We start from the raw sequence: 18,412 nt of genomic DNA, 5'->3' as shown, positions 1-18,412 counted from the left end.
TGACGGGATGGTGATGGCTGCGGTGTGGCTGCTGGATTGCGGGATTATTTCCAGTGATTGGAGACTGTGAGCGCTGTACGACGCAGCCCCGGTCCCGGTTTTGTTTCCGGCCGCGCGCGCCGCTTACAGTTCAGAAACACTATGCTTACGAAAAGGCGCAATGCCGCCCACAAGCGATGCGCATGCTGGTCGATTGGTGGCTAAGCCAGCGCGCTGCAATGCGCGCAAATGCCCTGATGACGAGGCCCAGTCGCAAACCATGCTCGCACATACGCCAAAAATCCTGGTCGTCGAGGACGATCTGCCGACCAGAGACTTGATTGCCCGCTACCTGCGCGACCAATCGTGCCTGGTGGCCACCGCCTCGAACGGCAAGGAAATGGATCGTTACCTTGCCGGACACTCCCTCGATCTCGTTGTGCTCGACCTGATGCTGCCGGGAGAGGACGGGCTGACGCTGTGCCGGCGCCTTCGCAGCGACTCGACGATTCCAATCATCATGCTCACGGCGAAGGGCGAGGACCTCGACCGGATCCTCGGGCTCGAGATGGGGGCGGACGACTATCTCGCCAAACCCTTCAATCCGCGCGAGCTGCTGGCGCGGATCAACGCGGTGCTGCGCCGCCAGGCCCAGGCCGGTCTTGCCGGACGCTCCGGCCAGAGCGCCGCGCGCCTGCGCTTCCAGGATTGGACCATCGATCTTCGCCTGCGCGAACTGCGCGATCCCGACGGCGCCCAGGTCCCGCTGACGAGCGCCGAGTTCGACCTGCTGCAGGCCTTCTGCGAGCGGCCGGGCCGAATCCTGACGCGGGATGGCCTCCTGACCATGACGCGCAGCCGGCCGGCCAGCCCGTTCGGGCGCAGCATCGACGTGCTCGTCAGCCGGCTTCGCCGCAAGCTCGATACCGGCGAAGGACCGTCGGTGGTCAGGACGGTGCGCACCGGCGGCTACATCTTCACGCCGCATGTGGAGGACGCATGAGCTGGACCCGCAGGATTGCCGCGCTCTTCAGCTTCCGGCGGATCAGCGGCCAGATCGCCGCGCTGGTCCTGTTTTCGCTGGTGTTGATCCATGCGCTGATCGGGCTTTATTTCACCAGCCAGAAACCGAAATCGTTTGCGGACAGGCCGATCCATCAGTTCCAGCTGGTTGCGAAGCTTCTGGCCGCGACCCCTGCGGCCGAGCGCGCGACACTGTTGCAGGCGGCCGACCGGGCGTTTCCCCGGCTGCACTTCACATTGCGCGACGCAGCTCCAGGCTTGTCCGGCGATGCTTCTTCCGAGATATCAGGCGTCGACGATGTCGATGAGTTTGCGTCGAAGACCACGCCGGCGGCGGTACGGTTGCCGGACGGGGCCCTGTTCGAAGCGACGATCGGCCCGGCGAAAATGCCGCCCTTCTTCGGCGTGTTCTGGGTCACCACATTCCTGTTCCTGTTCGTCAGCGTCACGCTGCTCGGCGTGTGGGCCGGCCGCGCGCTCAGTGCTCCGCTCTCGGCATTTGCCCGCGCCGCCGAGAATTTCAGCATCAGCCAGGCGGCCGCTCCGCTTGCCGAGACCGGCCCGGAGGAGATCCGCGCCGCCGCGGTCGCGCTCAATCGGATGCGCGAACGCATCACCACGCTGATGAATGACCGCACGCGCATGCTCGCCGCCATCAGTCACGATTTGCGAACGCCGATCACCCGGCTGCGGCTCAGATCCGAATACATCGAGAACGACGCCCAGCGCGCGGAGACCCTGCACGACCTCGACCAGATGCAGGCCATGTTGGAATCGGTGCTGTCATTCCTGAGCGGCGGCAGCGCGGCGAAGCCGACCCTGGTGAACGTGGCCGCCCTGCTGCAGACGATCAGCGAGCAGTTCTCCGATTGCGGCCATGTCGTGCGCTACCACGGCCCGCTCAGGGCTTCGCTGTTGATCCGCCCCAGCGATATCAGCCGGACCGTGACGAACCTGGTGGAGAATGCCCTGCGGTTCGACAGCGAGGTCGATATCCGGCTGACCGCTTCGACCGACCACGCCACCATCGACGTATCGGACGACGGCCCGGGGATTCCGGAGCACCGCCGGGCCGAGATGTTGAAGCCCTTCGTCCGCGGCGACGAGGCCCGCACGATGGACGAGAAAAGCGGCTTCGGACTCGGCCTTTCGATCGCTCAGGCCATGGTGTGCGGCCATGGCGGCGAGCTGTCCTTGCACGACAATGCACCACACGGCCTGCTTGTCCGGATCAGATTGCCGGGGTCCATGCATCTTGGATCGGATCGAAGCGGGACAAGCCCGGCTCACGCCAAGCTTCCGGAGCTGGTGTCCGGCTAGATCGAACTCAGGATCGCTTGCCCCGGCCGCCAGGCTTCTTCTCCTCGGTCGGCGACCCCTTGAGCTCCTCCGGCGTGACGCGGCAGTCGCCGTTCTTGTCGTTCTGCAGGATGAACTCGTTCGGCTTCTCGACGAACTCGCGGCGGGTAATCCTGCCGTCCTGGTTCTCGTCGAAGTAACCGAAATCCGCATCGGCGAGCGCGCTGCCGACGCGACGAACGCCCTCGAACTCCGGCGGGGTAAGATTTCCGTCGTGATTGCGGTCGGCGCGATCGAACAGCCGCCCGAGATAGGCTTTCCACTCGTCGCAGGTGTAAACGCCATCATGATTGGCGTCCCAGATCTCGGCCGCGACCGCCGGCGAACGATCGCCCGCGCGCGGCGAAGGCTGTGCTCGATCCGGTGAAGCCGGTTGCGCCACCGCGAACGGCCCTGGCGTCCAAAACAAACTCGCCGTCGCGATCATCCCGCAGACGGATGGCAACATTCTGCGCAAGCTGAACTCTCCTCCGCGTCATCCCGAAGCGGAGCGGAGTTGCCGGTTGCGCCGTGGCGAAAATGCGGAACGGCGCGGCGCGGATACGGCCCGTTACAATTTGGTCCGGCGGCACGTCGTGGGCTACCAGCGCGCCTTTGCCAAAGCATCAGCCCTTCTTCGAATCGCCGCGCGTGTGGTGCAGCAGGTTATCGCGCAGCCTGACCACGCTCTTCTGCACGATCGGAAATTCGTCGCCGAGCCCGGTGGCGTCGACCAGCGACGCGTTGATCTCCTTGTCGAGCAGGCGCCGGCCTGCCGCCGTCAGGCTCACGCGCACCTGCCGCTCATCGGCGGGATCGCGGACGCGGCTGATGTAACCGCTCTGCTCCAGCTTCTTGAGGATCGGCGTCAGCGTGTTGGATTCCAGGAACAGCTTCTCGCCGAGCGCGCTCACGGTCTGCTCGTCGGCCTCCGACAGCGCAATCATGGCAATGTACTGGGTGTAGGTCAGGCCGACCGCGTCGAGGATCGGCTTGTAGGCGCGGCCAAAGGCCAGATTGGCCGAATAGACCGCAAAGCACAGAAAATTCGAGAGTTTTCGGCCTTTGGTCTCGGCCTTGGCGGTGCGGGTCACGGGCGTCTCCGGAGTTTGTGAAGTCTCGGCTAATATAAATCGTATCCGATTAAATCGGAAGTGCTTGACATGGTCAAACGCGAGGTCTATTTCAACTCGCATCCGATTAGATCGGATACGATTTATATTCAACCAAAGGAGCTCGCCATGACCGCCAATGCAAAGGTTCTCGTCACCGGAAAGACCCACGTCACCGCCGGCCCGAACGGCGCCGCCCGCTCGCGCGACGGCTTCCTCGACGTCAAGCTGCCGCAGCCGCACCCCGCCGCCGAGAACCTGTTCGCCGCCGCCTGGTCGGCCTGCTACATCGGCGCGATCCAGCTTGCCGCCGGACAGCGCAAGGTCAAGCTCGCGAGCGAGCCCGAGGTCGACGCCGAGATCGATCTGAACCAGGCCGGTAGCTCCTTCTTCCTGAGCGCGCGCCTCAACGTCCGCGTTCCCGGCGTCGAGCGTGAGATTGCGCAGGAGCTGATCGAAGCCGCGCACGGCATCTGCCCTTACTCCAAGGCGGTCCACGGCAACATCGACGTTACCACCACCCTCGTTTGAGACCATCGCATGACGACCTCCGACGCGGACCGGCCGCCTGCCGGTTCGCGGTCGGACAAGTCGAGAAGACAACCCCGGAGTTCAAGATGACCAGCAAGCTGATAACGGCGACGCGCCTGCTCGCAAGAGCGGCCCTGCTCGCCGGAAGTTTCCTGACGATACCGACGGCCCAGGCGCAGCAGCCGGCCGGGTTCACGCGAACCGATTTGCAGCGCCATGACCTCAGCGCGCCCGGACGCGAAGCCGTCCAGGTGCGTGTCGACCTCGCGCCCGGCAAGGCCTTCCGCCGCCACACGCATCCCGGCGAAGAGATTATCTATGTGCTCGCCGGGACGCTCGTATACGATGTCGACGGCAGACCACCGGCAACCCTGAAGGCGGGCGACGTGCTGTTCATCCCCGCCGGCACGATCCATGCGGCAAAGAACGTCGGCAGCGTCACCGCCAGCGAGCTTGCGACCTATATCGTCGAGAAAGACAAGCCGCTGCTGACCCTCGTGAAGTGAATGCCGCCTGCCCGCCCCTGTCCTGGGGCGGACGCGGCGACATCAGCTTCACTTGGTGCCCTGAGCTTCGGCCTGCCGCACCGGCCGCGCGTTGAAGATCAGGAAGCTGATGGCAGCCATGATCCACACGCCGATGCCGCCATAGAGCATCACCCAGCCAAAGCCGCTCGCCAGCGCCTGGTGCACGACAGGGCCGGTCAGCTCCGGCGCGGATGCGGCATCGCCTGCCGCGATCCGTTCCGCGATGCTGCGGAGCTGCGCGCCATCCAGCGCGGGCAGCACGGCCTTCAGATGCGCCAGCACGCCGCTCGCCAGGATGAAACCCATCAGGGCGATGTTGACCGAAAGCGAGACCATGCGCGCGCTCATGTCGATGCCGGAGGCCATGCCGGCGCGGTCGCTCGAGACCGAGCCCGTCGTCGTGTTGGTGACCGGCGTGTTGGTGATGCCGAGGCCGATGCCGGCGATCAGGCAGCCCGGCAGCATCGTCAGCCAGTCGGGCTGTGCGGCGGCGCTGCCGAACTTCATCAGCATGAATCCGATGCCGATGGTGAACAGTCCCGCCGGAATGATCAGCCCCGGCTGGTAGCGCAGCGACAGACGCTCGGCGAAGGGCGGCATCACCAGCGTCGGCAGCGTGTAGGCGAGCAGCGCAAGGCCGGCGGACACGCTGTCATAGCCGAGGCCGGCGTGAAACCAGATCGGCAGATAGATCATGAACGGCCAGTAGCTGAGGTTCATCGCGGCCGAGCCGACGATCGAGCCTGAGAACGCCGGGATCCGAAACACCGAGAAGTCGAACATCGGCCGCCGGCTGATTCTCTCGGCAACGAGGAATGCGATGAAGCTCAGCGCGGAGACACCGAGGATCGCGAGCCCCTTCGGGCTGACGAAGCCCAGATCCGGCCCCTGCGTGATGTAGAAGGCGAGGCAGAACACCGCGAGCGACATCGTCACGATGCCGGCGACATCGAGGCTGCTCGCCTTCGGATCCTTCGATTCATGCACGCCGCCGATCGTGAGCACGAAGGCGACGGCGGCGAACAGCACGTGGACCAGGAATACCCATTCCCAGCTCAGCAGCGCGACCACGGCACCGCCGATGATCGGGCCGAAGCCGAGGCCGATGCCGAAGATCACGCCCCACCAGCCCCAGGCAACGGCGCGCAACCGGCCGCCCTGGAATTCGTGCGACAGCACGGCGATCTGGCAGATCAGCAGCGCGCCGCCGCTCAGCCCCTGCAGCAACCGGGCGATGATCAGCATTTCGACGCTCGAGGCGACGCCGCAGATCAGCGAGGTGATGCCGAACGCCGCGATCGCGACCAGGAAGATGCGCTTGCGCCCGTAGCGGTCCGCCACCGTCCCGATCGCCATCAGCACCGTGGTCACCGCGATCGTGTAGGCGTTCATGATCCATTGCAGCGCCTTGAAGTCGGCATGCAGCACCCGCTCCAGCGTCGGCAGGATCGCCGGAATGCTGGAGATCTCCAATCCAAACATCAGGCAGGCAAGGCATACGGCGGACAGTACGATGGCGCCGCGGCGGCTTAGTTCAGTCGACATGATCAGGCCTTTTGTTGTGGCAAGCCAACGGCATACCGCACGCTGTTGCCAGGGTGCTGGCAGCAGCGTCGGTCGATCGACTCACGATGTATTGAGGCTGCAGCGGCAGGAATCGGGTGGCCACGGCGCTTCACAACGCAAAGCTAGTCATGGCTTGAGCATTGGTGAATTGGATGACTAGATATTTCAGAGACAACAATTCCGGATGACTGACATGACCACACTCGATGTCGATGCCGTCAAGGCGTTCGTGACGATTGCCGAGTTGCAGAGCTTTACCCGCGCAGCCGCCGCGCTCGGCACCACGCAAGGCGCGATCAGCGTGAAGTTGAAACGGCTTGAGGACCGGGTCGGCCAGAAACTGGTCGAGCGAACACCGCGGCTGGTGCGCCTGTCGGCGCAGGGCGCGGTGTTCCTCGAATCAGCTCGCGCGTTCCTTGCCGCGCACGACCGTGCGGTCGCCGGATTGTCGTCAGCGCGACGCCGTTTCTCGCTGGGAATCGCAACCCATGTCGGGGCGCCCGAGCTTCCCACCTTGCTGGCGCGGCTGAATGCGCATGACCCGGCACTGACGATCGAGGTGCGGCTCGACGATGCCCGCGACCTGCTCAGTGCCTTCGATCGCGGAGCCATTGATGCCGTGATCGTGTTTCGGGAGGACGACCGGCGCGACGGCGACGTTCTGGGACCGGACCATTTCGGCTGGTTCGCCACGCCGGATTTCGTCCATCGCGCCGGAGAGCCGTTTCGATTGGCAGCCTCATCACCGTCCTGCGGCATCCTCAACACTGCCACGCATGCACTCGACGCGGCGGGACTGACGTGGACAGAGACCTTCCTTGGTTGCGGCGCCTTCGCCGTCGCCGAGGCGGTCGCGGCCGGCCTCGCCATCTCGGTATTCTCATGCCGCGTTGCCCCGCCCGGCACAATCGAGGTGAGCAGGAAATTCGGCCTCCCCGCACTGCCGCCGTCCGAAATCATGCTGCTGTCGACCTTGTCGGACTCAAGATCACGTGCAGCGCTGAAAACGCTGGCAAGCGCCTTTCGCGAGCATCATCGTCCGCCGGTGAGCACAGGCAACGCAGCCAGCAGCACGCGAGCGGTCGCCGCGGCGCTCGGGTCCTGACCGAGACCGCCCGATCATGCCTGTCGGCTATCGCCGCGTGTGGCCGGCTCGCTTTCCCTCGAACAGCGCGCGCTCCGATGCGAGCGCCTTGGCAAGAAAATCGAGGGTGGCGCGGATCCGTGCGGTGCGCTTGAGATCGTCATGCGTCAACAGCCACAGCGCCGATCGCGGCTCGGCGAGCGCCTTGGGTGTCAGGCGGCGCAGCGCGGGCACGAGATCGCCGACATAGCAGGGAAGCAACGCCAGCCCAAGTCCCGCAGCCGCGGCATCGCGCAGCGCCGGAAGCGCATCGACGCGGCAAGCGAACCGCGCCGAGCGCAGGTTCTCGCGCATCCAGCCGGCGATGACGGTTCCTGCCAGCGCATCGTCGAGCCCGACCCAGTCGTGCGCCGACAGATCCTTGTCGTCACGCCGGGCGAGATAGGCCCGCGATCCGTAGACCGCGTGGGCAATATCGGCGACGCGCCGCCCGACCAGCAACTCGGACGGCGCCGGCGTCGGCCGGATCGCGATCTCGGCCTCGCGGCGCGTCAGGTTCGCCATCACGTTGGAGATGATGATTTCCGGCTGGATCTCCGGATGCGCAGCGCGCATTGCGGGCAGATGCCGTATCAGCACCGCGCCGAGCGTATCCGTCGTCGTGATCCGCACCGGGCCTGACGGCCTCAAGTCCTGTCCCGCCAACCTGCGCTCGAGTGCGAGCACTTCGTCCTCGAGCCGCGCCGCCGACGCCGCCGCGGTCTCGCCGGCCGGTGTCGGCGCGTAACCATCGCGGAAGCGCTCGAACAGGCGCGTTCCGATCGCTGTTTCGATCGTGCCCAAGCGACGAAACACCGTCGAATGCGTGACACCCAGTCTGCGCGCCGCCCCGGACAGGCTGCCTTCCCGCGCGACGGCGAGGACGAGGCGAAGATCACTCCAGTCGAGTGGGCTGTTCATTTTTGCAAACTCGGTTCGTATGGCTGGCGAATATCTTATCACAAGCGGACAGGCCATCTTCCCGAAAGTTCGACCGGCCGGCGCAGTTCGTGTGCCGCGCCGGCAACGCAGAGGAGCCGGCAGGTGACAAGCGAGACCACCGAGACGTTGCAATTGCACGACATAGGGCCGGCAACGGTCGACCCGCGGCGATGGCTGGCGCTGCCCGTGCTGCTCACCGGCGCCTTCCTGCCGATCCTCGACTTCAACGTCGTCAACCTCGCGCTGCCAGCCATTCGCGACAATCTCGGCGCGACGCCGAGCGAGGTGCAGTTCGTGATCTCGGCCTATGCCGCGACCTACGCGGTATTTCTGATCACGGGCGGCCGGCTCGGCGACCTGCTCGGCCGCCGGCGCATGTTCCTGACCGGCGTTGCCGGTTTCACGATCGCATCGGTGCTGTGCGGCATTGCGTGGTCGCCGGACGTGCTGATTGCCGGGCGGATCCTGCAAGGCCTCACCGCGACCGTGATGGCGCCGCAGGTGCTCGCCTCGATCCGCGTGCTGTTTCCGGCGGCCGAACAGGGCCGCGCGCTCGGCTTCTACGGCGCGACGTTCGGTCTTGCCAACATCTGCGGCCAGGTGCTCGGCGGCGTCCTGGTCTCGGCCCATCCGTTCGGACTGGCCTGGCAGGCAATCTTCCTCATCAACGTGCCGATCGGCCTCGCCGCCTTCATCGGCGGATTGTTGTTCCTCGCCGACTCGCGTGCCGAGCATGCCCAACGGCTCGACATCGGCGGCGTCATCCTGCTGTCGCTTACGCTGGGCTTCCTGGTCTTTCCGCTGATCGAGGGAAGGGAATCCGGCTGGCCGGCCTGGATCATCGCGATGCTGCTGGCCTCTCCGCTGATGCTCGCCGCTTTCGTCCGCTTCGAGGCGCGCCTGTCCGCACGTGGCGGCGACCCGCTGGTCGCGCTGCATCTGCTGCGCAACAGCGATTTCGTCATTGGGCTGGTGATGGCGCTTGCGTTCTACATGCTGTCGTCGTTCTACCTGACCTTTGCGGTCTATCTGCAAAGCGGGCTGCATTTTTCACCGCTGGCGGCCGGCCTCGCCACCCTGCCCTTTGCCACCGGCTTCTTCGTGAGTTCGCTGGTGTCGTCGCTGGTGATGCAATGGCTCGGCGCGCGCACGCTGACGCTCGGCTTCGCGCTCCAGGTCATCGGCTTCGGTGTCGTGATGCTGTCGGTCAGTGGCGCACTCCCCCAAAGCCTTGAATTCGGCCTGATCTGCGGCGGGCTCGGCTTCGGCACCGTGATGCCGTCGGTCATCAAGGCCGTGATCGGCAGCATCGATCCGCGCCACGCCGGGCTGGCATCGGGGATGATGATCTCGACCTTCCAGATCGGCGCCGCACTCGGCGTCGCTGTGATCGGCGGCGTCTTCTACAGCCTGCTCGGGCCGCGCCCGCAGGCTGACGATTACGCCCACGCCTTCACGGTCGCGCTCGGCTGCAATGTCGCGCTGCTGGCGCTCGGCGGCTGGCTATCGCTGTGGCTGCCGCGCGAGCCGGCGGCTTGAGTTCAGACGAGGACAATTCCATGAACGCCCCGATGTACGACGCCTCGGTTCCGGTGTTCCGGCAGATGCTCGACGCGCTTGCCGATCTGCTGCGCAAGGGCGAGACTCATGCCCGCGAACGCGGTCTCGATCCCGACGCCATGCTCGCGGCACGGCTGGCGCCCGACATGCTGACGCTGGTTGGCCAGGTGCAACGGGCCAGCGATCACGCCAAGGGCGCCGCCGGGCGGCTCGCGGGCCTCGAGCCACCACCCTTTGCCGATGACGAACAGAGCCTCGCCGAGGCCTATGCCCGGATCTCGCGAACGCTCGACTACATCGACACGGTCCCGGTTCGGGCCTTCGACCAAGCGGCGGAACGTATCGTCACGTTGCCGTTCGGCCTCCCGCCGATGCCGGCAGCGCGCTATCTGTACGGTTTCGCGCTGCCGAGCCTGTTCTTCCACGTCACGACCGCCTACGCCATCCTGCGCCATCGCGGCGTGCCGCTCGGCAAGCGTGACTATCTCGGCAACTACCTCTCGACCTGAGCCCTATTTCTTCGCGACCTCGCGAAGCGTGGTGTAGACCCACTCCGCCCCCTGCTTGATGGCCTCGACGCCGATCCGTTCGTCGTTGCCATGCATCCGGCTCAGGATGTCGTCGTCGAGCGGATAGGGATAGATGCCGTAGACCGGCACGTTGCGCTCGCGCCAGGCGATGGCGTCGGTCCCGGCTTCGAACATCGAAGGCACCAGGACGGCGTCCTTCCAGACCCGCTTCGCGTTGCGATCCAGCGCCGCATAGAGCTCGGTATTGATGGGTGACGCCGGGATCTTCGAGCGCATCAGGTAAGCATCCCGTGCATCCGGTTGCGACAGCGACGTCACGATGCTGACGTCGATGCCGGGATCGCCAATCGCACGCTTGATCTCCTCGATCATCTGATCCGTTGTGGTGCCCGGCAGCAGCCGCGTGTTCACGACCGCCTTGGCGTCGCCGGGGATGACGTTGGGCTGGATGCCGGCGTCGATCATGGTGATGACCATGGTGTCGCGCAGCAGCGCGTGCAGCAGCAGGCTGTCCTTGGGATTGTCGGCGACCAGTTTCTTTCCGGCCGCGTCGAGATCGCCCTGGTCCTTGGCGGCCAATAGCTGCTTGATATCGGCTGCCGTCTGTTCCGAACTGATCGGAAGCAACGCCTTGAAATAGGCTTCGGTCGCCGGCACCAGCTTGACGGCCGGATCATGCACCGCGAGCTTGGCCAGCGCCGCGATCAGGCGATCATTGGCCATCGCGCCTGCCGGGAATGGTCGTGAGGAATGACCGGACGGACCGGTCGCCTTCAGCGCGAACGTCGCCGACAGCTTCTCCGCCGTCGTGACATTGATCTGGCGCACCGAGCCGTCGCGCTCCTGCAGCACATAGCCACCTTCGTTCAGCGCGAACTCCGCGTCGATCTTGTCCCAATGGTTCTTCGCCAGCCACACCGTGCTGTACTGCCCCTGCTCCTCGTCGGCCTCGGCCAGGAAGATCACATCGCGCGACAGCGGCGTCTTCTCCTCCGCAAGCCGCATCACCGCACTGGCGAAGACGGCGAGGCCGCCCTTGAAGTCCATCGCGCCGCGCCCGTAGACGAAGCCGTCCTTCTCGACGCCGGCGAACGGCTCCACGGTCCATTTCTCGCGCTCGACCGGAACGACATCGGCATGTGCGGCCAGCAGCACCGGCTTCCGCGAGCCGTCGCCGCGCAGCCGCGCGATGAAATGCGCGGCCTTGCCGTTCGGGGCGACGAAGATATCCACCTCGGCGCCGAGCGGCGCAAATTGCGACTTCAGATATTCGGCGAGCGCCCGCGTATCGCCCGGACCGTTCGAGGTGTCGAAGGAGATCAGTTTCTTGAGCAGCGCCACCGTTCGGTCGCCCGGCTGCTCGGCGCGAGCCTGTCCCACTCCGGCACAGGACAGTAGCGCGGCAAGGGCTAACGTAGCAACGCGGGTCTTGGTCGACGGCACCATGCTCTTCTTCTCCCTTATCTGGTTTTGAAGCAGGATAACTTGCGCCGCTCACCGCAGCGAGTCCTTGAGCTCAAGAAGTTCTGGGGAACATCACCTTCAGCATCGCAGCCGCGAGCAACGTCGTCACGGCAAGGCCGGTGGAGAGATAGAGCGCGCTGGCATCGCCGTACCGGTCGATCACGACTGCATAGACCAGCGGCGCCGCCGCGGGCATGATGAAGCTCGGAACGATGAGCCGGCCGACCAACGTGCCATAGCTGCGATGATCGAACAGAATCAGCGGCAGCGTTCCCCTGGTGATGGTCAGAATGCCGTTGCAGGCGCCGTAGAGCAGCGCGAAGGCGATCCCCATCTCCTTCGCCGTTCCGCTGAACAGTCCGGCGATGAACGACAGCGGCATGATCAGGCAGGCCATCAAATTGAGCGCGAGCGGATCGAGCCGTGCACCGAACAGGACCTCGCAGAGACGCGCGGCGGATTGCCCAATGCCCCGAAGCGTCGCGATCCACACCGCCACCGTGACGGTGAGCCCGAGGCCGGCGAGCACCGCGATCATGTGCGCGGACATTCCGGCATTCAGGAAGTTCGCGCCGGTCATGATGACGGCATAGAGGGCGCCTGCCGTCGCAAGCTGCCGGCGGCTGGCGGCGCGTGGTTGCTTGGATGCCGGCGCCGTGGAGCTCGGCACGCCGGCAAACCGCTTGTTCGGGATCAGCAGATGCAGCGGGACCGTCAGCAGTGCGAGCCCGGCATAGACCAGCACCGCAACGCGCCAACCGAACTGTTCCGAGAGTGTGTGGCCGAGCGGCCAGAACACGGTTGCCGCCAATCCGCCGAGCAAGGTGATCCCGGACATCGCGCGGCGTGCCTCCGGTCCGCCGATCCGGGCCAGCGCCGCGAATGCCGCATCATACAGCGTCAGCCGCATGCCGACGCCGAGCACGATCCAGGATGCGAAATAGGTCGAGATCTGATGCGAGACCGCGAGACCGGCGCAGCCGAGCGCGTTGATCACGGCGCCTGCGACCATGACCTCCCGGCCGCCGCTTCTATCCACCCACCTCCCCGCAAGCGGTGACGCCACGCCCATCACCAGCAGCGCCGCGGCGAAGCCGCCGTAGACGATGTCACGCCCCCAGCCGAGATCCGCGGCGATCTGCTCGCCGAAGCCGCCGATCAAATAGTAGGTGGCGCCCCACGAGATCAGTTGAGCCAGCCCGAGGGCGGCCACGACGCGGCGGGCAATCACCGTGGCAATTCCCTCTCCGCAGGAAGCGTGGAAGCGCCCGGCCCGAGCGGCCGCTGCATCAGCACGGTGTCGACCCATTGCCCGAGCTTGAAGCCGACCGATCTTAGCGTCCCGACCATCTCGAAGCCCATGCGACGGTGCAGCGCGATCGATCCGGCGTTGCCGCTGTTGCCGATCACGGCCAGCATCTGCCGCCACGGCCCCGCTTCGGTGCGCGCAATCAAGCCCTGAAGCAGCGCCACGCCGATACCGCGGCCGTGCAGCCCGTCGGATACATAGACCGAGTCTTCGATGGTGTGCCGATAGGCCGGCCGCGGCCGATACGCTGTCGCATAGCAATAGCCGGCCACCCGTCCGTCAACTACAGCCACCAGATACGGCAGCCCCGCCGCCGCCACCGCGTTCCGGCGGCTGCGCATCTCGTCCACCGTCGGCGGCACCTCCTCGAAGGTCGCCAGTCCGTTGAGCACGTGATGGGCGTAGATACCCTGCACGCCAATCATGTCCTCGTCTACTGCGTCGCGAACCACGACGCCGTTGCTGCCTGCCGTCATTCCGTCTCTCACCCGAGCCGTCAACATTGCCCGAGCATGCGCCCTCGCGTTATATAAGTGAAGCTTTGGTTGGTTATGCGTTGCATAAGAGATGCTTTGATGAAGAACCTCAACCTCGACTATCTCGAAAGCTTCGCCGTCGTGATCGATTGCGGCAGCTTCTCCGCCGCGGCCGAGCGGCTGCAGCTCACCCAGCCGGCGGTGAGCCTGCAGGTGCGCCAGCTCGAGAAGAGCCTGAGTGCGACCTTGATCGAGCGGGTCGGACGACGCGCCAGGCCGACGGCCGCCGGTGTCGCGTTGCTCTCGCACGCGCAGCAGATCAGCGCGGCGGTGGCATCGGCGGTCGACGCCGTCGCGCAGCAGACCACGGGAACGGCAGGCCGCGTACGGCTCGGCACCGGTGCGACCGCCTGCATCTTCCTGCTGCCGCCGATCCTGAAGGAGCTGCGCGCCGCACTGCCCTCGCTCGAGATCACGGTCACGACCGGGAACACCGCGGAGATCGCGCGGGCGGTCGAGGACAACACGATCGACATCGGGCTCGTCACGCTGCCGGTGTCGGGGCGCAGCTTCGAGATCACCCCCGTCATGAACGACGAATTCGTGCTGATCGCGCCGCACGACATGAAGCTGCCCGCACGCATCACGCCGGAGGTGCTGGCGACCAGGCCGGTTCTGCTGTTCGAGCCCGGCGGCAACACAAGGCGCACCGCGGACGAATGGCTGGCGCGCGGCGGCGTGTCGCTGAAGCCCTTGATGTCGCTCGGCAGCGTTGAGGCGATCAAGGAGATGGTGCGCGCCGGTCTCGGTTGCGCGATCCTGCCGGGCATGGCCGTGCCTGCCAAGAGCAAGCAGCGCGACCTGATCGTCCGGTCGCTGTCGCCAAAGCTCCACCGACGGCTCGCCGTCGTGATCCGGCGCGACAAGCGACTCGACCGCGGACTGCGGCAGACGCTGTCGGCGCTGAAGGCACTCTCGACCGCGAAGGGCGACGGCCGCTAGAGCGCCAGGGAGGACGCTACGCGTCCTCCCTGCTCCACCCCATCAAGTGGCCTTGCGTTCCTGCTCCGCGATCTTGCGGAACGCGGCCTCGCCGGCGTCGGTCACGGCCGCCCACTTCGCGTTCGGCGCGGCTTCGGCCTCGTAATTGTCGTGCCAGTTCCACCATTTGTAGGTCGGGCCCTGCGGATAACCCTTGGGCGAGTCCTCCCAGAGCTCCTGGCGGCCGAACGGCGTGATGTCGAGATAGCTCCACACCGTGCCCATCGCCTCGTCGCCGCGGCTGTTGACGAGATAGGTGCGGAAGATCCGCTCGCCGTCGCGGACGAACACGTTGTGGCCATGCCATTCGGCGACGCCGAAGTCGGCATCAAAGCTATCGGTGATCGTGTACCACGGCATCTCCCACTCCATCCGTGCCTTCAGCCGCGCGATGTCGGCCTGGGGTGCGCGCGAGGCGTAGGCCAGCGTGGTGTCGCGTTGGTTCAGATGCGAGAGATGGCCGACCTGATCGGCGCCGAGTGAGCAACCGCGGCAGGCGTGATCCGGCCAGCCGAACACGCCAGGCTCGAAGAACGCGCGGTAGATGATCAGCTGCCGGCGGCCTTCGAACAAATCGAGCAGGCTCGCCTTGCCGTTCGGTCCCTCGAAGACATAGGCCTTCTCGACCGCCATCCACGGCATCCGCCGCCGTTCGGCGGCTAGTGCGTCGCGCGCTCGCAGCTGCGCCTTTTCCTTCACCAGCATCTCCAGACGCGCCGCCTCCCACGCCTCCCGCGACACCACGGGCGGGGTTTGCATTGCCGCCACTCCGCCGCGATCGTTTTCAGCCGGTCTGCTCATGATGATCTCCATCTTTCGAATTGGACGAACTCCGCGACCACGGCGCGGTTCCCGCGCCGAGGCCGTTCGTCATTGGCCATGCCGCAATCTGGCGCGGCGGGAGCGGATTGTGGGAGTGACAAGTGTGTCGGGATATTCGCGCATGCGCTCCGATGGCCTCGATCTCCTTGCAAGATACTTGCACTTTGCAAGCATGTGTGCGAGCCTCCGGCCATGAAACAAGCTGCCCCCGCGGCCGACGATGGCCTGAAGCTCAGCGCCTGGCTGCCCTATCGCCTGTTCCTCGTCGCGGCGCAGGTCGCCCGCCCGCTGGAGAGTTTTTACAGCGAGACGTTCGGACTGAGCCAGGCCGGCTGGCGCATCCTCGCCGTGATCGCCGAGCGCGACGCGGCCAACGCCTCCGAGATCGGCCGCGCCTGCGCGCTCGACCCGTTCGCGGTCAGCCGCGGCATCGGCCAGCTCACAGAGCTCGGCTTCGCGATGCGGCGGCCGGGCAAGACCGACCGCCGCTTCGCCGCGGTCAGCATCACCCGCAGCGGGCGAACCGCGTTCAACCGCATCGCCGCATTGGGCAGCGCGATCGAGGCACGGCTGCTTGCGCGCCTGTCGGACAGCGAGCGGACATCACTCGATTCCGCGCTCACCCGGCTCGAGGGAGAAAGTTCGCGGATCGACGCGGGCGGCTGGCGCGTGCTGCTCGACGACGCCGCAACGCCATGACGGCCGTGCTGTTCGCGCTGACCGCGCTGCTGTGGGGCGGCGGCGCACTGGCCACCGCGATGCAGGCCGGCGTCACACCGGCACCGTGGTCGGTCGCGCTGCGCATGGTGCTCGCGGGCCTCATCCTGCTCGGCTATGGCCGGCTGCGCGGCGTGCCGCTCGCGATCCCGCGCAAGGACCGGCTGGCCGTCGCGTTGCAGGGTCTGCTGTTCTTCGCTGTTGCCTTCATTGCCTTCTATCAAGCGACCGCGCGGATGCCGAGCGGACTTGCGGCGCTGGTGCTGTCGACATCGTCGCTGTTCGCGGCCGTGATCGCGCGGGCCGCGCTCGGCGTCACGATCTCCCCGAGCTTCGTGTGGGGCGCGCTGTGCGGCATCCTTGGCCTTGCGATCATCTTCCTGCCCGGCGCCACCGCGCATGGCGCCGCGCCGCTCGCAGGTCTGGCCTGGGCGCTCACAGCGGCGATCGCGACCGGTGCCGGGACGACGGTCGGCGCACGCAACCAGCGCGCCGGACTGCCCGTCGTCTCCGTGCTGGCCTGGGGCGCATTCGTCGGCGCGGCGGCGAGCGCGCTCTGGGCCGTCGTGACCGGCACGCGCTTCGCGGCCGACATCTCGCCCTCCTACGTGGCGAGCTTTCTCTATCTCGCGGTCGCCGCGTCCTGCATTACCTTCATGCTCTATTTCGAGCTGGTACGCCGGCTCGGCCCCGGCCGCGCCGCCTATACGCTGGCACTGGTTCCGCTCGTTGCGCTGGTGCTGTCGGCGCGGTTCGAGCATCTCGTGCTGGGCTGGCCGGTGCTCGCCGGCGCCGCCGCGATCCTTGCCGGCAATGTGCTGGTGCTGGCGCGGGCCTGATTTCAGTTGGCCTGTCCGGCCGCGCAGCCATCGCAATTGACGAGGTGAAAATATCTGACTAAAGTCAGACATATGCTTGACCCCGTTTCCCGCGTCCGCCGCTTCAACCGTGCCGTGACCTCCGCCGTCGGCGCGCTCGACACCTCGTTCCTCGGCCGCGGCCGGCCGCTCGGGGCGGCGCGGGTGCTGAACGCGATCGGGCACGGCCGCACCGACGTCGGCGACATCAGGGATTATCTCGGCCTCGATTCCGGCCTGATGAGCCGGCTGTTGCGCAACCTCGAGGACGAAGGGCTGATCGAGACCACGGCGCATCACGACGATGCGCGCCGCCGCGTCGCAAAGCTGACGGCGGCAGGCAAGCGCGAGTTCAACGCCTATGAGGCGATCTCCAACCGGCAGGCCAAGGACTTCATCGCCCACCACTCCCAGCGCGAAGCGCTGCTGACGGCGATGGATTTGATCGCCTCGGCGCTCGGACGCGACGGCACCGCGCTGAACGAGATGGACCCACGCAGCGACGAGGCGCGCTACTGCCTCGGCGAATATTACGCCGAGCTGGCGCGGCGCTTCAAACAGGGATTTGACGTCAAGCTGTCGCGTGATCCCGATGCCAAGGACATGGTGCGCCCGCGCGGCAGCTTCATCGTGGCGCTGTCGGACGGCCTGCCGATCGGCTGCGTCGGGCTGAAGGGCAGCAGCAGTGAGTTCGCGGAGATCAAGCGGCTGTGGGTCGCACCAGCTGCGCGTGGCCTCGGCCTCGGCCGCCGCCTGATGGACGCCAGCGAGCGCGCCGCGCGCGAGCTCGGCATCGCGGTGCTGCGGCTCGACACCAACAGCGCGCTGGCGGAGGCCGGCCAGCTCTACCGCCGGAGCGGCTGGACCGAGATTCCACGCTTCAACGACGACCCCTACCCCGATTTGTTCTTCGAAAAGCATCTCTGAGCGGCGCGCCGCACGCGGCATCTGCATCCGCGTGTTGTCCGGCGTCCTGCGCTGGCCTATGACGCTCCCATGACCATCCGCCCCATCGTCCGCTATCCCGATCCTCGGCTTGCGCTCCCGGCTAAGCCGGTCGATCTGTTCGACGACGCGCTGCGCGAAGTGGCGGCCGACCTGCTCGAGACCATGCATGCGGCACCCGGCATCGGCATCACGGCGCCGCATATCGGCGTGTCGCTACGGGTCGTGGTGCTCGAACTCGACGCGGGCGAAGGGCCGCGGACCTATGTCAATCCGGAGATCATCTGGAGCTCGCCCGAGATGATCCTGCACAAGGAGGGCAGCGTCTCGATGCCCGGCGTCAACGACGAAGTCGAGCGCCACGCGCGGGTCCGCATCCGCTATCAGGACACCGACGGCAACATGCAGACCGAGGAATCGGACGGGCTCCGCGCGGTGTGCCATCAGCACGAGATCGATCAGCTCGATGGCGTGTTCTGGATCAGGCGCTTGTCCCGCCTGAAGCGGGAGCGCCTGATCAAGCGATATGAGAAGCTGTCGCGCGCGTGAG

The 18,412-nt window shown here is 66.3% G+C and carries 20 protein-coding genes; 12 read left to right on the top strand and 8 right to left on the bottom strand.

Features of this window, described 5'->3' with window-relative positions; all coding sequences use genetic code 11:
• Positions 1-259 precede the first annotated feature (259 nt).
• Both ACOIX3_RS17375 and ACOIX3_RS17370 read left to right on the top strand, forming a co-directional pair.
• Positions 260-982 (top strand): response regulator, encoded by a 723-nt coding sequence (locus tag ACOIX3_RS17375; RefSeq protein ID WP_420971055.1) that lies wholly within the window; start codon positions 260-262, stop codon positions 980-982.
• Positions 979-2,322, top strand: coding sequence for an ATP-binding protein (locus ACOIX3_RS17370; protein WP_420971054.1), 1,344 nt, complete (start codon positions 979-981; stop codon positions 2,320-2,322). Before ACOIX3_RS17375 ends, ACOIX3_RS17370 begins: the two co-directional genes overlap by 4 nt.
• Before the next feature lie 7 nt (positions 2,323-2,329).
• Here the strand turns inward: ACOIX3_RS17370 and ACOIX3_RS17365 are convergent, their stop codons facing one another.
• Entirely contained in the window at positions 2,330-2,770 is a 441-nt protein-coding gene (locus ACOIX3_RS17365) for an EF-hand domain-containing protein (RefSeq protein ID WP_420971053.1), read from the bottom strand.
• Between the two features lie 196 nt (positions 2,771-2,966).
• Positions 2,967-3,434, bottom strand: coding sequence for a MarR family winged helix-turn-helix transcriptional regulator (locus ACOIX3_RS17360; RefSeq protein WP_229170234.1), 468 nt, complete (start codon positions 3,432-3,434; stop codon positions 2,967-2,969).
• Between the two features lie 147 nt (positions 3,435-3,581).
• Between ACOIX3_RS17360 and ACOIX3_RS17355 the strand changes: the two genes are divergently transcribed.
• Together ACOIX3_RS17355 and ACOIX3_RS17350 are read left to right on the top strand one after the other, a co-directional pair.
• Positions 3,582-3,983, top strand: coding sequence for an Ohr family peroxiredoxin (locus ACOIX3_RS17355; protein WP_420971052.1), 402 nt, complete (start codon positions 3,582-3,584; stop codon positions 3,981-3,983).
• Positions 3,984-4,069: 86 nt separating this feature from the next.
• A complete protein-coding gene (locus ACOIX3_RS17350) occupies positions 4,070-4,489 on the top strand; it encodes a cupin domain-containing protein (RefSeq protein WP_420971051.1) in 420 nt (139 codons plus the stop codon).
• 48 nt (positions 4,490-4,537) lie between these two features.
• On the opposite strand, the gene ACOIX3_RS17345 is transcribed toward ACOIX3_RS17350, so the two are convergent.
• Positions 4,538-6,055 carry an MFS transporter gene (locus ACOIX3_RS17345; RefSeq protein WP_420971049.1) on the bottom strand — a complete coding sequence of 506 codons (1,518 nt, stop codon included), beginning with the start codon at positions 6,053-6,055 and terminating at the stop codon, positions 4,538-4,540.
• A 214-nt stretch (positions 6,056-6,269) separates the two neighbouring features.
• On the opposite strand from ACOIX3_RS17345, the gene ACOIX3_RS17340 reads away from it, so the two are divergent.
• Positions 6,270-7,181 carry a LysR family transcriptional regulator gene (locus tag ACOIX3_RS17340; RefSeq protein WP_420971048.1) on the top strand — a complete coding sequence of 304 codons (912 nt, stop codon included), beginning with the start codon at positions 6,270-6,272 and terminating at the stop codon, positions 7,179-7,181.
• Positions 7,182-7,208: 27 nt separating this feature from the next.
• Here the strand turns inward: ACOIX3_RS17340 and ACOIX3_RS17335 are convergent, their stop codons facing one another.
• Positions 7,209-8,120 carry a LysR family transcriptional regulator gene (locus ACOIX3_RS17335; protein ID WP_420971047.1) on the bottom strand — a complete coding sequence of 304 codons (912 nt, stop codon included), beginning with the start codon at positions 8,118-8,120 and terminating at the stop codon, positions 7,209-7,211.
• Positions 8,121-8,243: 123 nt separating this feature from the next.
• On the opposite strand from ACOIX3_RS17335, the gene ACOIX3_RS17330 reads away from it, so the two are divergent.
• Positions 8,244-9,680, top strand: a complete 1,437-nt coding sequence (locus ACOIX3_RS17330; RefSeq protein WP_420971046.1) for an MFS transporter — start codon at positions 8,244-8,246, stop codon at positions 9,678-9,680.
• Between the two features lie 20 nt (positions 9,681-9,700).
• Positions 9,701-10,210, top strand: a complete 510-nt coding sequence (locus ACOIX3_RS17325; RefSeq protein ID WP_420971045.1) for a DUF1993 domain-containing protein — start codon at positions 9,701-9,703, stop codon at positions 10,208-10,210.
• Between the two features lie 3 nt (positions 10,211-10,213).
• Here the strand turns inward: ACOIX3_RS17325 and ACOIX3_RS17320 are convergent, their stop codons facing one another.
• The 3 genes from ACOIX3_RS17320 to ACOIX3_RS17310 all read right to left on the bottom strand — a co-directional run bounded on the left by ACOIX3_RS17320 (position 10,214) and on the right by ACOIX3_RS17310 (position 13,480).
• The gene (locus tag ACOIX3_RS17320) at positions 10,214-11,677 is read right to left on the bottom strand and encodes a M20/M25/M40 family metallo-hydrolase (RefSeq protein ID WP_420971044.1); all 1,464 of its coding nucleotides are present in this window, start codon (positions 11,675-11,677) and stop codon (positions 10,214-10,216) included.
• A 70-nt stretch (positions 11,678-11,747) separates the two neighbouring features.
• The gene (locus ACOIX3_RS17315) at positions 11,748-12,926 is read right to left on the bottom strand and encodes an MFS transporter (RefSeq protein WP_420971043.1); all 1,179 of its coding nucleotides are present in this window, start codon (positions 12,924-12,926) and stop codon (positions 11,748-11,750) included.
• Complete coding sequence (locus ACOIX3_RS17310) at positions 12,923-13,480, bottom strand: GNAT family N-acetyltransferase (protein WP_420971041.1); 558 nt, start codon at positions 13,478-13,480, stop codon at positions 12,923-12,925. Before ACOIX3_RS17310 ends, ACOIX3_RS17315 begins: the two co-directional genes overlap by 4 nt.
• Positions 13,481-13,579: 99 nt before the next feature.
• Between ACOIX3_RS17310 and ACOIX3_RS17305 the strand changes: the two genes are divergently transcribed.
• Positions 13,580-14,482, top strand: coding sequence for a LysR family transcriptional regulator (locus tag ACOIX3_RS17305; protein ID WP_420971040.1), 903 nt, complete (start codon positions 13,580-13,582; stop codon positions 14,480-14,482).
• 42 nt (positions 14,483-14,524) lie between these two features.
• On the opposite strand, the gene ACOIX3_RS17300 is transcribed toward ACOIX3_RS17305, so the two are convergent.
• Entirely contained in the window at positions 14,525-15,322 is a 798-nt protein-coding gene (locus ACOIX3_RS17300; protein WP_420971039.1) for a DUF899 domain-containing protein, read from the bottom strand.
• 213 nt (positions 15,323-15,535) lie between these two features.
• Between ACOIX3_RS17300 and ACOIX3_RS17295 the strand changes: the two genes are divergently transcribed.
• The 4 genes from ACOIX3_RS17295 to ACOIX3_RS17280 all read left to right on the top strand — a co-directional run bounded on the left by ACOIX3_RS17295 (position 15,536) and on the right by ACOIX3_RS17280 (position 18,411).
• A complete protein-coding gene (locus tag ACOIX3_RS17295; RefSeq protein ID WP_420971038.1) occupies positions 15,536-16,042 on the top strand; it encodes a MarR family winged helix-turn-helix transcriptional regulator in 507 nt (168 codons plus the stop codon).
• A complete protein-coding gene (locus ACOIX3_RS17290) occupies positions 16,039-16,899 on the top strand; it encodes a DMT family transporter (RefSeq protein WP_420971037.1) in 861 nt (286 codons plus the stop codon). Before ACOIX3_RS17295 ends, ACOIX3_RS17290 begins: the two co-directional genes overlap by 4 nt.
• Positions 16,900-16,971: 72 nt before the next feature.
• Positions 16,972-17,844 carry a bifunctional helix-turn-helix transcriptional regulator/GNAT family N-acetyltransferase gene (locus ACOIX3_RS17285; RefSeq protein WP_420971036.1) on the top strand — a complete coding sequence of 291 codons (873 nt, stop codon included), beginning with the start codon at positions 16,972-16,974 and terminating at the stop codon, positions 17,842-17,844.
• Positions 17,845-17,913: 69 nt separating this feature from the next.
• Positions 17,914-18,411: a peptide deformylase gene (locus ACOIX3_RS17280; protein WP_420971035.1), complete on the top strand. Its 498-nt coding sequence runs from the start codon at positions 17,914-17,916 to the stop codon at positions 18,409-18,411.
• Position 18,412: the final 1 nt, after the last annotated feature.

This window comes from Bradyrhizobium sp. B120, assembly GCF_049075665.1.
Lineage (GTDB): Bacteria > Pseudomonadota > Alphaproteobacteria > Rhizobiales > Xanthobacteraceae > Bradyrhizobium.
Note: the sequence above shows the minus strand (reverse complement) of the source record. Positions and strands in the feature narration are given on the sequence as shown.